Below are 12403 nucleotides of genomic sequence, written 5' to 3'. Positions count from 1 at the left end.
CTGGCGAACGCCGGGACCCAGCGTCTTTGCTACGTCGTGTCGTGTGCAGGATGCAACCCTGAGGGAATAAAGCTGCAAGGCACTCGGTCCCGGCGTTCGCTGGGACGACGGGGCTTAGGGTGCTCCGCTGGCAGGCATCACGCCCTAGCCGCAGTCGCCGCGTCCTGCCGCGCAGGCGCGGCACCAGACGCACGATGCCTGCTTCAGAACCCGAACGCGTAGCGCAGCGACACCATCCGCGCGTCGCCGCGCGGACCGAAGCGCTGGTCGTAGCCGAACGCCAGTGTCGAACGCGGCGATAGCCAGGCCCGCGCCGACACGCCGAACATTCCGCCCGACCGCGCCGGATCGGTGCCCGCCAGCGGCGACCAGGCATCCACGCCGACGAAACTGGCCGCCAACTCCAACCCGTCGCTGGCCAGGGTCTTCTGCCACTCGGCGTAGCCGTCCAGGCTGAAGCGATCCCAATCGCGCCCGGCGCGCAGGCCGGCGATGGCCTGGGTGCGGGTCGCCACGCTGTCCCCGGTACGCAGGCCGAACCCGCCCGCGCCCGTCTCGCTGAAGCCGTCGCTGGCCACGCGGGCATGCTCGGCGCCCAGGTACGGCACCAGCGTCGCCGCCGCGGCGGCGAAGCGGTAGCCCGCCTCCAGCCCGGCCACGGCGAAGCTGCCGTCGTAGTCGCTGTGCACGCCGTAGCGGCCGGCGCCCAGCAGCAGCTCGCGATCGATCTGGCGCTGCCACTGGCCGGTGCCGAACTGGCCGAGCAGGTAGCCCTGGTTCCACTGCCGGCCCAGGTAGGCCTGCGCCTGCGCCTGGCGCTCGCGGCTGCGGTCGGCCAGGCCGTCGATGCGGCTGTCGCTGCGGCTCTCGCCGAACGCCACGCCCGCCACCATCGTCCCGTCCATCGCCACGTCGTGGCCGGCCATCCAGCCGCCGACCTGGACGCCGGCGCCCTCGCCCAGCGCGGCCGTCCCGCCCAGCGCCTGGATCCAGCCACCGGTGCGGTCACTGCCGCTCGCCAGCTCGTCGAAGCGCGAGGACAACGCCCGCCGGCTCAGATCCAGCGTATCGAAGGTGGCCGCCGCCGCGGCCGCATGCACCTCGCCCGACAGGCTGCGCAGCGAGGCCGCCGCCGCGTCGGCGCCGGCCGTGCGCTGGAAGTCGCCGGCGATGCGGATGAAGCCGTCGGAGATGCTCCCGTCCCCATCGCGCTGCTGCTGGTCGATCCCCTCGAAGGCCGCCTCCACGCGCTGGGCCGCGCCCACCGCCGCGGGTGTGATGTCGGCCAGGCTCATCGCCGCGGCAGTGACGTCCAGGCGCCGCACATCGAGCCAGGCGTCGGTGCCGCTGTACAGCAGCGAAGCGTCGAGGAAGATGCTCGAGGCGCTGGTCAGGCGGTTGAAGCGGCCGGCCAGGCCGCCGCTCGCGCTAAGCACGTTCTCGCGCACCTGGACGACGTAGCCGCCACGAACGCCGGCCACGTGCACGTCGCCGCCATCGAGCGTGGCCATGCCGTCGACCTGCAGGTGGCCGTAACCGAGCACCAGCGACAGCTGGCTCCCGGCCCGCTGCACGTAGTTGCCGTCCACATGGATACCGTCGCCGCCGGGCGTGGCCGCACCGATGTGCACGACGCCGGCATTGACCAGGTTGCCGCCAAGCGAGGCGGCGCCTTCCAGCCGCCCCGCGGCTTCGACATGGACGTTCGAACGGTGCACGTCGCCCAGGATCCTGAGCGTGCCACCCTGGATGCGGGTGTCGCCGCTGTACTCCAGGTTCGCACTGGCGCCGCCGATGCTCAGCGTGCCACTGCCCTGCTTGACCAGTCCGCCGCTGCCGGTGATCGCATTGGTCCAGGCCGACTCGCCGCTGAAGGCAACCGTGACGTTGCCCCAGTCGAACTTGGCCGGCCCGCCCAGCGCCGCCGCGACGTTGAGCAGGCCGTAGCCGAACACCGCGTCGGGGCCGGGGGCACCGATGTCGGTGGCCGTGCCCAGCAGCGTCTGCCGGACCAGGTCGTTGTTGAAGTACGGGAACTTCTGCCACACCAGCGCCGCCGCGCCGGACACCTGCGGCGCCGCGTACGAAGTGCCGCTGCCGAACCAGTAGCTGGGATTGCCTGCGGTGTCGTTGTGCCCGGTGTACACCACCGTGCCCGGGGCGACCAGGCAGTAGTCCCTGGCCAGGCCGCAGGCGTTGGAGTAGTACATCAGCCGGCTCGGATCGGAGGTGTCCAACGCCGCCACGGCCAGCCAGCCGCGCTCCAGATCGGCTGCCGGCCGGGTCCCGCCGGGTCCTGCCTGGCTCGGCAGCGAGGACATGTCGGTGGGGTTGGAGCGGCTTTCGTTGCCGGTGGCGAACACCACCAGGCCATCGTGGTCGCGGATGAAGAAGCGGTACTCCTCGGCGATCGGCGCGGTGGCCGTGTCGCGGGTCCAGTACAGGCCGCCCCAGGAGTTGTTCATGATCCGCATGCCGCGGTTGACCAGGTCCTGGTGGATCGGCCTCAGGCCCAGGGCGCCGGTCACTTCGTTGCCCTGGCCCGAACCGTCGTCCTTGGGCCGCTCGTCGTTGATGATCCGCGCCGACAGGATGCTGGCCCCGGGCGCGATGCCGCCGGGCCAACTCCCGAACGCCCGCCCGGCGGCGATCTGCGCCACCGTGGTGCCGTGGCCGACCTTGTCGTCCACGGTCATGTCGTTGGTGTTGCGGTTGACGTAGACCAGGTTGGCCTCCACCCGCCCGGCCAGGGTCGGGTGGTTGCGGTTGACGCCGGTGTCGATCACGCCGATCCGGTAACCGGCGCCGGTGTAGCCCTGGCGCTCGGCCTCGGTGGCGTGGGTCAGGACCAGGTGCGCATTGGCTGGCGGCTGGACCAGTGGCGGCGGCGGCGGGGATGGTGGCGGCGGCGGCGGCGGGGACACCGGTGGCGATGTCGGCGTCCCGGACTTCAGGTTGCTACCGCCGCCGCCGCCGCAGGCTGCCAACCCGGTCGCCAGCGCAGTGGCGACCGCGACCGCCAGCAGGGAACGCGCCACGCCGCCACGTGCCGCCTCGTTGCTAAAAATGTGCATTGCGTCACCTGAATTTGGTCGCTGGACGGCTTCCGCCGTGCCTGCCTCCGACATGCCCGATCTATACCGCAATCGGCGGAAACTGTCGCCTGTCCGGCGGGACGGTGGCGGCTGCCGGCGGCTGCCGCGATAATCGGGGTTCATCCGCAGAGGCATTCCCCCATGTCCGACATCGTCATCGCCGCCGCCAAGCGCACCGCCATCGGCTCGTTCCTCGGCCAGTTCACCGGCGTGCCCACGCCGACCCTCGGCGCGGCCGCGATCGCCGCCGCCCTGGAGCAGTCCGGCATCCCCGCCGACGACGTGTCCGAGGTGATCATGGGCTGCGTGCTGCCGGCCAACCTCGGCCAGGCGCCCGCCCGCCAGGCCGCGCTGGCCGCCGGCCTGCCGAGCTCGGCTGGCGCCACCACCATCAACAAGGTCTGCGGCTCGGGCATGAAGGCGATCATGCTCGGCCACGACCTGATCAAGGCCGGCTCGGCCACCATCGTCGTCGCCGGTGGCATGGAGTCGATGAGCAACGCGCCGCACCTGATCCCCAACTCGCGCACCGGCAACCGCTACGGCGCCTTCCAGGCGGTCGACCACATGGCGTGGGACGGCCTGACCAACCCGTACGACGGCCAGGCCATGGGCGTGTTCGCCGAGAAGACCGTCGAGAAGTACGGCTTCACCCGCGAGGAGCAGGACGCTTTCGCCATCGAGTCGGTCACCCGCTCGCAGGCCGCGCAGTCCTCCGGCGCGTTCGACGGCGAGATCGTCCCGGTCAAGGTCGCCACCCGCAAGGGCGAGGTCGAGGTCGCCAGCGACGAGCAGCCCGGCAAGTCGGACGTGGCCAAGATCCCGACCCTGAGGCCGGCGTTCAAGAAGGACGGCAGCGTCACCGCCGCCAGTTCCTCGTCCATCTCCGACGGCGCGGCGGCCACCGTGCTGCTGTCGGCCGAGGAAGCCGCGCGCCGCGGCGTGCAGCCGCTGGCGCGCATCGTCGGCCACAGCACCTTCTCGCACCAGCCGGAATGGTTCACCACCGCCCCGGTCGGCGCGATCTCCACCCTGCTCGACAAGGTCGGCTGGAAGGTGGAGGACGTGGACCTGTTCGAGATCAACGAAGCCTTCGCCGTGGTGGCCATGGCGCCGATCAAGGAACTGGGCATCCCGCACGCCAAGGTCAACATCAACGGCGGCGCCTGCGCCCTGGGCCATCCGATCGGCGCCTCCGGCGCCCGCCTGGTGGTGACCCTGATCAATGCCCTGCGCAAGCAGGGGCTGAAGCGGGGCGTCGCCGCGCTGTGCATCGGCGGCGGAGAAGCCACCGCGGTGGCGGTGGAAACGCTGTAACCGTTTTTCACTAACCTTTTACAAAAGTGACCAGCCGGCGCTTGACAGCCGTTGTCGGCTTGTCATCATGTTGCCGGCGCGCAACCGCGCGTTGCCCAATCTTAACGACGAGGAACATCCAATCATGAGCATCAACAAGCTGCTGATCGCCCTGGCTCTGGGTCTGGCCCTGGCCGCGTGCTCGAAGCAGGAAGCGGCTCAGGACGCTGCCGCTGCGGCCGACGCCGCCGCTGCCGAGGCCCAGGCTGCCGCCGATTCGGCCGCTGCCGCCGGTGCCGAGACCGCCGACGCCGCCCAGGGCGCTGCTGACGCTGCCGCTGCCGCCGCCGACACCGCTGCCGACGCCGCCGCCGCCGCTGGCGCCGCCGCGACCGACGCCGCCGCCGAGGCCGCTGCCGACACCGCCGAGGCTGCTGCCGACGTCGCCGAGCAGGCGAAGGACGCCGCCGAAGAAGCCAAGAACTGATATTCCAGTTCCAGCTGCACGGATGAGGGCCGCCGGGAAACCGGCGGCCTTTTTCTTTGCTCCGGGCTAAACGGCGGGGAGCAACGGTTCACGGGACACTGAAGCCGTCCCCGGCATGCTCGCGGCGACCCGACACGTCGCCCTTCCAACCGGAGCATCGCCATGAACCGACTCCTGCCGCTGGCCACCCTGGCCCTGCTCGTGCCCCTGGCCGCATGCAACCAGCCCGCGCGCGACGAAGCCAATCGCGCCGCCGACCATGCCGCCGCCGCGGCCGACCACGCCGCCGCGGCGACCGAAAGCGCCGCCGCCAGCGCGGTCGATGCCGCCCGCGAAGCCGGCGCCACCGCCGAGGTCCGCGCGCAACAGGCCGCCGCCGAAACCGAACGCGCGCTCGACGAAGCGGCGGTCGCCACCCGCCAGGCTGCCGACCGCGCCGCCGAGGCCACCCGCGATGCGACCGCACGCGCGGCAGATGCCAGCGCCGACGCCGCGGAGAAGGCAGCGGCCAAGGCGCGCGAGGCGGCCGAGGCGGCCGAACGCAAGGCCGAGCAACGCTGACGCCGCGATCCGGGCCCGCCGTCCGCGCGGACCCGGCATGCGCCTTGCGCCGCGCCTTGCTGCGCCGCCAGAAGGCCGACTGCGGGCACTGCCGTATCCTTGCCGCATCCGCACGCCAGGATGCCCATGCCCGCCCTCCGCAGCCAGATCGATCCGCGATCGCCCGAATTCGCCGCCCACGCCGAGCACCACCGTGGGCTCGTCGCCGAACTCCACCGCCGCCTGCAGCGCGCCGCCGAGGGCGGCGGCGAGAAGGCCCGTCGCCGCCACACCGAGCGCGGCAAGCTGCTGGCGCGCGAACGCATCGACGCCCTGCTCGACCCCGGCTCGCCGTTCCTGGAGATCGCCGCGCTCGCCGCCGAGGACATGTACGACGGCGCCGCGCCGGCCGCCGGCATGGTCTGCGGCATCGGCCGGGTGATGGGCCAGGAAGTGGTGGTCGTGGCCAACGACGCCACGGTCAAGGGCGGCACCTACTTCCCGATCACGGTCAAGAAGCATCTGCGCGCGCAGGAGATCGCCCGCGAGAACCGCCTGCCCTGCGTCTACCTGGTCGATTCCGGCGGTGCATTCCTGCCGCTGCAGGACGAGGTGTTCCCGGACCGGGAGCACTTTGGCCGGATCTTCTACAACCAGGCCCGGCTGAGCGCGGAGAACATCCCGCAGGTGGCGGTGGTGATGGGCAGCTGCACCGCCGGCGGCGCCTACGTGCCGGCGATGTGCGACGAGTCGGTGATCGTGCGCGAACAGGGCACGATCTTTCTCGGCGGCCCGCCGCTGGTGAAGGCGGCCACCGGCGAGGTGGTCGACGCCGAGGCGCTCGGCGGCGCCGACGTGCACACCGCCGTGTCCGGCGTGGCCGACCACTACGCCGAGGACGACGCCCACGCGCTGCAGATCGCGCGCGGCATCGTCGGTCATCTCAACCGCAAGAAGACCGTGGCGGTGGCTACGCGCGAGCCGCGCGAACCGCTGCATCCGGCCGAGGAGCTGTACGGCATCGTCCCGCCCGACACCCGGCGTCCGTTCGACGTGCGCGAGGTGATCGCGCGGCTGGTCGACGGCAGCGAGTTCGACGAGTTCAAGGCGCGCTATGCCAAGACCCTGGTCACCGGCTTCGCCCACCTGCACGGCTACCCGGTCGGGATCGTCGCCAACAACGGCATCCTGTTCGCCGAGAGCGCGCTCAAGGGCGCGCACTTCATCGAGCTGTGCAACCAGCGCGGGATCCCACTGGTGTTCCTGCAGAACATCACCGGCTTCATGGTCGGCCGCAAGTACGAGAACGCCGGCATCGCCAAGGATGGCGCGAAGATGGTCACCGCGGTGGCCTGCTCGTCGGTGCCCAAGTTCACCGTGGTCATCGGCGGCAGCTTCGGCGCCGGCAACTACGCCATGTGCGGCCGCGCCTACGGGGCGCGGTTCCTGTGGATGTGGCCGAACGCGCGGATCAGCGTGATGGGCGGCGAACAGGCCGCCAGCGTGCTGGCCACGGTGCGCCGCGACGCGATCGAGGCCGGCGGCGGCAGCTGGAGCGCGGAGGAGGAAGAGGCGTTCAAGGCGCCGGTACGCGACCAGTACGAACACCAGGGCAGTCCCTGGTACGCCACCGCGCGGCTGTGGGACGACGGGATCATCGATCCGGCCGATACCCGCCGCGTGCTCGGACTGGCGCTGTCGGCCTCGCTCAACGCGCCGATCGAGCCGGCGCGCTTCGGCGTGTTCCGGATGTAGCGGCGCGCCGCCACGGCATCGGCCTGGCCTGGCCTGGCCTGGCCTGGAGGGGAACCATGGACCTGCAACTGCAAGGCAAGCGCTGCGTCGTACTCGGCGGCAGCCGCGGCATCGGCCGGGCCATCGCCCTGGGACTGGCCACGGAGGGCGCCGACGTGGCGTTGTGCGCGCGGGGCGCGGACGTACGCGGGCGCAATGCGCTGCGCGAAGTCGAGGAATCGCTGCGTGTCCACGGCCGGCGCGTGCATGTGCGTCCGTGCGACCTCGGCGACGCGGCGGCGCTGGGCAACTTCCTCGATGGTGTCCGCCAGGCCTTCGGCGGCGTCGACGTGCTGGTCCACAACGCCTCGGCGCTGGCACTGGGGCCCTCGGTGGCCGACTTCGAGGCCAGTCTGCAGCTGGACGTGCTGGCCGCCGCCCGCGCCTGCGGCCAGGTGATCCCGTGGATGAAGGCGGCCGGCGGCGGCAGCATCGTGCTGGTCGCCTCGATCTCCGGACTGGAAGCCAGCCCCGGACCGGACTTCGGCTACGCCTCGGCCAAGGCCGCGCTGATCGCCTACGCCAAGAAGCTGTCGATCTTCCACGGCCCGGACCGGATCCGCGCCAACGCCATCGCCCCGGGCTCGATCGAGTTCGAGGGCGGCCTGTGGGACCAGGTGCGCCGGAAGGATCCGCCGTTCTACGAAGCGGTGCGCGCCGGCATTCCCTGGGGCCGGATGGGCACGCTGCAGGAAGTGGCCGACGTGGCCGTGTTCCTGGCCTCGCCGCGGGCGCTGTGGGTCACCGGCGCCTGCGTGCCGATCGACGGCGGCCAGCACAAGGGCATGCGCTGACGCGGCGCAGCCGCACTCCGTGCGTCGGCGATGTCGATCCGGGCCGCGCTGCCTCGTCGCCTGGATGTGAGTCCCCTTCCCGCCAGGAGAATTCCATGCCCACCGGCACCGTCCGCCTGCACCGCGTCCTGCGCTGTCCGCCCGAGCGCGTCTACCGCGCCTTCCTCGAAGCCGAAGCGATGGCCAAGTGGCTGCCACCGTATGGTTTCACCGCCAGCGTCGAGCAGATGGATGCGCGCGTCGGTGGCCATTTCCGGATGGCGTTCACCAATTTCGGCAACGGCCAACGCCATTCCTTCGGCGGCGAATACCTGGAACTGGTCCCGCACTCGCGGATCCGCTACGTCGACCGCTTCGACGATCCGGGCCTGCCGGGCGAGATGCAGGTCAGCGTGCAACTGACACCGGTGCTGTGCGGCACCGAACTGCAGATCGTGCAGGAAGGCATTCCCGAGGCGATCCCGGAAGCGATGTGCTACCTCGGCTGGCAGGAATCGTTGCAGCAACTGGCTGTCCTGGTGGAGCCGGACATCCCCGCCGAATGAGGCTGCCCATCCGCGTGCCGGTGCGTACGGAAGCACGGGTCTGCTAACGTCCTGCGCTTCCCACGCATTCCCCGCAGGATCCGCATGCCCGCCCGCCGCTTCCGCACCGCCCGCCTCCTCGCCTGTCTTGTGCTGCTCGCCGGCGCGGCTGCCTGCACGCCTGCACCGGGCGACAGACCGGCATCGGCCGATCCGCAAACGGCGGATGTGGCGAAAGGCGCGGTGGCCAGCGGCCGTTACCCGGACCTGTTCGCCGAAGCCGGCTATCCCCGCGCCGAGGTGGAAGCCAAGATCGAGGCGGCGTTCCGGCAACTGTTCCATGGCGATGCGTCCGAACAGACCGTCTACTACGAATCCGGCGCCAACGAGTACGGGCCGATGGCCTACATCCACGACGTCAACAGCGACGACGTGCGCTCGGAAGGCATGTCGTACGGGATGATGATCGCCGTGCAGCTGGACCGGAAGCGCGAGTTCGACGCGATCTGGAACTGGGCCCTGACCCACATGTACCGCGACGACCGCACGCATCCTGCGCACGGCTACTTCGCCTGGTCGGTGCGCACCGACGGCGTGCCGATCGACGAGATGCCCGCGCCCGACGGCGAGGAGTACTTCATCACCGCGCTGTACTTCGCCGCCGAGCGCTGGGGCGACGGCGAAGGCCGCTACGACTACCGCGCGCAGGCCGAGCGCCTGCTGACCGACGTGCTGCACCGGGAGCGGATCACCGGCCCGACCAACCGCGGCGAGATGACCGCGGTCAACCTGTTCGACCACGACGCGAAGATGGTGCGCTTCACCCCCGACGTGGTGAATGCCGCGCACACCGACGCTTCCTATCACCTGCCCGCGTTCTACGAGATCTGGGCGCGGATCGGACCCGAGGCCGACCGCGGGTTCTGGCGCGAGGCCGCGCAGGTCAGCCGCGACTACTTCGCCAAGGCCGCGCATCCGGATACCGCGCTCACCCCGGACTACGGCAACTTCGACGGCACCCCGTGGGCCGCGCCGTGGCGGCCGGACGCGGTGGACTTCCGCTACGACGCCTGGCGCAGCGCCATGAATTGGTCGGTGGACTGGTCGTGGTGGGCGGCCGACCCGCGCCAGGTCGAGATGAGCAACCGCCTGCAGGCGTTCTTCGCCGCGCAGGGCATGGACGACTACCAGAGCCTGTACACACTGGACGGCAAGCCGCTCGGCGGCGGCCACACCACCGGCCTGGTGGCGACCAACGCGGTCGCCAGCCTGGCCGCCGACCACCCGCGCCGGCTGGACTTCGTGCGCGCGCTATGGGAGCAGCCGGTGCCCAGCGGCACCAGTCGCTACTACGACGGCATGCTCTACCTGATGGCCCTGCTCCATTGCAGTGGCGACTTCCGTGCCTGGTTGCCGGAAGCAGAAGATGGAAGCGGCGAGACCCAGTAGGCCCGCTCGCTGGGTGCCGGCCGCCACCCACCCCCGTCGTTCCGGTGAAACGCTTCACAACAGCCGAACGGCTGGTCTAGCCGGGCCCAGCGAGGCCTGGCCCGAACTGGCGGCAGGGTGCGCGACGTGGGTCGGTCCGGTAGACTGAATGAGATTACTTCTCATTTGACTCCCATGATCCTCCGACGTCTCCTGGCGCCGCTGCTGGCCTGCGCCACCCTGACCCTGGTTTCCCTCCCCGTCTTCGCGTCCGAACAGTCCGTGGCCACCACCTGGCGGCTGCTGGACTACATCGCCGTGGACTACCGCGAGGCCGTCGAGGACGGTGCAATCGTCAACCAGCTCGAATACGACGAAATGCTGGAGTTCTCGGCGACTGCCGCCGCCGCCATCGAGGCGCTGCCGGCCACCGAGGGCTCGTCTGAACTCACGGCACAGGCCAGCCGGCTGCAGGATTCGATCGGCGACAAGGCCGCCCCGGACGCCATCGCCCTCCAGGCCCGTGCCTTGGCGGCGTTGCTGGTCCAGCACTATCCGATCCCGCTGCTGCCCACCGCGCCGCCCCACTTCGGACGCGGCAGGGAGCTCTACGCGCAGCTTTGCGCCAGCTGCCATGGCCCCGCCGGGGCCGGCGACGGTCCGGCCAGCGCGGGCCTGGATCCGCCGCCCATCGATTTCACCGACGAGGCGCGCGCGCGGGAACGCAGCGTATTCGCCCTGTACCAGGTGATCGACCAGGGCCTGGAAGGCACCTCGATGATCAGTTACGCCGGCCTACCTGTGGAAGACCGCTGGGCGCTGGCCACCTATGTCGGGGCCCTGGCGTTTCCCGAGGACCGCGCCGACCGGGGGCGCCGGCTGCTGGAAGGCGGCACGCTGGGAGCGTTCGATCTCGATCGCTACGTGAGCGAGACGCCGGCGGCGCTGGCCCAGAAGATCGGCGAGGAAAACGCCGAGGCCATCGTGGCCTACCTGCGCCGCAACCCCACGGCCGCGCAGGCCGAGGAGCCGGGATCCTCCCTGGCCACGGCCCGTGGACTGCTCAGGCAATCCATGGACGCCTACCGGGGAGGCGACGCCAAGGCGGCCAAGGATCTGGCGCTGTCGGCCTACCTGGACGGCTTCGAGCCGGTCGAACCGCTGCTGTCCGCGCGCGACAAACCGTTGATGGTGAAGATCGAGGCCGCCATGGCCCGCGTCCGCACGGGCATCGCGGCCAGCGTCGGCGCGGACGAGCTCCAGGTCCAGGTCGACGCACTGGACGGGCTGTTCACCGAGGCCGAGCAGGTGCTGTCGCAGCAGCAGACATCGGCGCTGGCCAGCTTCGCGGCTGCTTTCACCATCCTGCTGCGCGAGGGCCTGGAAGCGCTGCTCATCGTGGTGGCGATCATCGCGCTGCTGCGCAAGGCCGGGCGCACCGAAATGCTGCCCTGGGTCCACGTGGGCTGGACAACTGCGCTGATGGCCGGGCTGGTGACCTGGATACTGGCTACCTGGGCCGTCACTATCAGCGGCGCGAGCCGGGAATTGACGGAAGGGTTCGGCTCGCTGCTGGCTGCCGTGGTCCTGGTGTGGGTCGGCATCTGGATGCATGGCAAGAGCCATGCCGATGCCTGGCAGCACTACGTGCGCGAGAAGCTGTCCCATGCACTGAGCAGGAAGTCGGGAGTATTCCTGCTCGGGTTGGTCTTCATCGTGGTCTACCGCGAGGTATTCGAAACCATCCTCTTCTTCGCTGCCATCTGGAACCAGGGCAGCAAGGGCAGCGTCATCGCGGGCGGAGTCACGGCGGCCCTGGTGCTGGTCGTCGTCGGCTGGGCGATGATGCGGTACAGCCGCCGACTGCCGATCGGCCAGTTCTTCCGCTTCAGCTCCATCCTGCTGTCGGTGCTGGCCGTGGTCCTGATCGGCAAGGCGGTCTCGGCCCTGCAGGAAGCCGGGTACCTGCCCGTCACCTGGCTCGAGCATGGCCTGAGGGTGGAGCTGTTCGGCATCTATCCCACGCTGGAAGGTGTCGCAGCCCAGCTTGGCGTGGCCGCCATCCTCGCCGCCGGCTTCGTGCTATCCAACCGCTCGGCAGGCAAAGCCCACGCATGAGTCTGGATGCCGTTCGCGATCGTCCGGAGCATCGCCAGATCGCTGCCCCTGGCGCTGCCGATGCGGGCGCCCTGCCCATGGATCCTGCCGTCGCTTTCACCCGGATGTTGGTTGAGTTCGTCGCGATGCTCGTCCACATCCCCGCGCCAGCAAGGATCGCCCGCCGATAGCGCGATCCGCGGGCGGCCGACACCTCCTCCGGTCCGCCGGCGGCGGGCGACCGGATCGTGCGGTGGGCTGCCCTCCACGGGCCCGACCACGGTGGGCGCTCCTGTGGGCCGGTCGGACGACGCCGCTGCATCCGGCCGCCGGGAACCGTTCCCGGAT

10 protein-coding genes are annotated in these 12403 nt (G+C 70.7%); 9 read left to right on the top strand and 1 reads right to left on the bottom strand.

The window, feature by feature from the left end; genetic code table 11:
• Positions 1-203: 203 nt before the first annotated feature.
• Complete coding sequence (locus WQ53_RS15185) at positions 204-3074, bottom strand: autotransporter serine protease (RefSeq protein ID WP_052633544.1); 2871 nt, start codon at positions 3072-3074, stop codon at positions 204-206.
• Between the two features lie 162 nt (positions 3075-3236).
• On the opposite strand from WQ53_RS15185, the gene WQ53_RS15180 reads away from it, so the two are divergent.
• The 9 genes from WQ53_RS15180 to WQ53_RS17090 all read left to right on the top strand — a co-directional run bounded on the left by WQ53_RS15180 (position 3237) and on the right by WQ53_RS17090 (position 12246).
• Positions 3237-4412: a thiolase family protein gene (locus WQ53_RS15180; RefSeq protein WP_052633543.1), complete on the top strand. Its 1176-nt coding sequence runs from the start codon at positions 3237-3239 to the stop codon at positions 4410-4412.
• Positions 4413-4536: 124 nt separating this feature from the next.
• Positions 4537-4878: a hypothetical protein gene (locus WQ53_RS15175; RefSeq protein ID WP_052633542.1), complete on the top strand. Its 342-nt coding sequence runs from the start codon at positions 4537-4539 to the stop codon at positions 4876-4878.
• Positions 4879-5040: 162 nt separating this feature from the next.
• Entirely contained in the window at positions 5041-5439 is a 399-nt protein-coding gene (locus WQ53_RS15170; protein WP_052633541.1) for a hypothetical protein, read from the top strand.
• Between the two features lie 126 nt (positions 5440-5565).
• Positions 5566-7173: a carboxyl transferase domain-containing protein gene (locus WQ53_RS15165; protein WP_052633540.1), complete on the top strand. Its 1608-nt coding sequence runs from the start codon at positions 5566-5568 to the stop codon at positions 7171-7173.
• A gap of 56 nt (positions 7174-7229) precedes the next feature.
• Positions 7230-8006 (top strand): SDR family NAD(P)-dependent oxidoreductase, encoded by a 777-nt coding sequence (locus WQ53_RS15160; protein WP_052633539.1) that lies wholly within the window; start codon positions 7230-7232, stop codon positions 8004-8006.
• Positions 8007-8101: 95 nt separating this feature from the next.
• A complete protein-coding gene (locus tag WQ53_RS15155; RefSeq protein WP_052633538.1) occupies positions 8102-8551 on the top strand; it encodes an SRPBCC family protein in 450 nt (149 codons plus the stop codon).
• Between the two features lie 222 nt (positions 8552-8773).
• Positions 8774-9979 (top strand): glycosyl hydrolase family 8, encoded by a 1206-nt coding sequence (locus WQ53_RS15150; protein WP_236685869.1) that lies wholly within the window; start codon positions 8774-8776, stop codon positions 9977-9979.
• Between the two features lie 261 nt (positions 9980-10240).
• Positions 10241-12076: an FTR1 family protein gene (locus tag WQ53_RS15145; RefSeq protein WP_236685868.1), complete on the top strand. Its 1836-nt coding sequence runs from the start codon at positions 10241-10243 to the stop codon at positions 12074-12076.
• Positions 12073-12246, top strand: coding sequence for a hypothetical protein (locus WQ53_RS17090; protein ID WP_158497850.1), 174 nt, complete (start codon positions 12073-12075; stop codon positions 12244-12246). The genes WQ53_RS15145 and WQ53_RS17090 overlap by 4 nt, the downstream gene beginning before the upstream one ends.
• The last annotated feature ends 157 nt before the right edge of the window (positions 12247-12403 follow it).

This window comes from Pseudoxanthomonas suwonensis (assembly GCF_000972865.1).
In the GTDB taxonomy this organism is placed as follows: Bacteria; Pseudomonadota; Gammaproteobacteria; order Xanthomonadales; family Xanthomonadaceae; genus Pseudoxanthomonas; species Pseudoxanthomonas suwonensis_B.
Note: the sequence above shows the minus strand (reverse complement) of the source record. Positions and strands in the feature narration are given on the sequence as shown.

Coding starts and splice junctions, on each gene's coding strand:
- WQ53_RS17090 (WP_158497850.1), top strand. CDS start 12,073: ATGAGTCTGGATGCCGTTCGCGATCGTCCGGAGCATCGCCAGATCGCT.
- WQ53_RS15155 (WP_052633538.1), top strand. CDS start 8,102: ATGCCCACCGGCACCGTCCGCCTGCACCGCGTCCTGCGCTGTCCGCCC.
- WQ53_RS15180 (WP_052633543.1), top strand. CDS start 3,237: ATGTCCGACATCGTCATCGCCGCCGCCAAGCGCACCGCCATCGGCTCG.
- WQ53_RS15185 (WP_052633544.1), bottom strand. CDS start 3,074: ATGCACATTTTTAGCAACGAGGCGGCACGTGGCGGCGTGGCGCGTTCC.
- WQ53_RS15175 (WP_052633542.1), top strand. CDS start 4,537: ATGAGCATCAACAAGCTGCTGATCGCCCTGGCTCTGGGTCTGGCCCTG.
- WQ53_RS15170 (WP_052633541.1), top strand. CDS start 5,041: ATGAACCGACTCCTGCCGCTGGCCACCCTGGCCCTGCTCGTGCCCCTG.
- WQ53_RS15160 (WP_052633539.1), top strand. CDS start 7,230: ATGGACCTGCAACTGCAAGGCAAGCGCTGCGTCGTACTCGGCGGCAGC.
- WQ53_RS15165 (WP_052633540.1), top strand. CDS start 5,566: ATGCCCGCCCTCCGCAGCCAGATCGATCCGCGATCGCCCGAATTCGCC.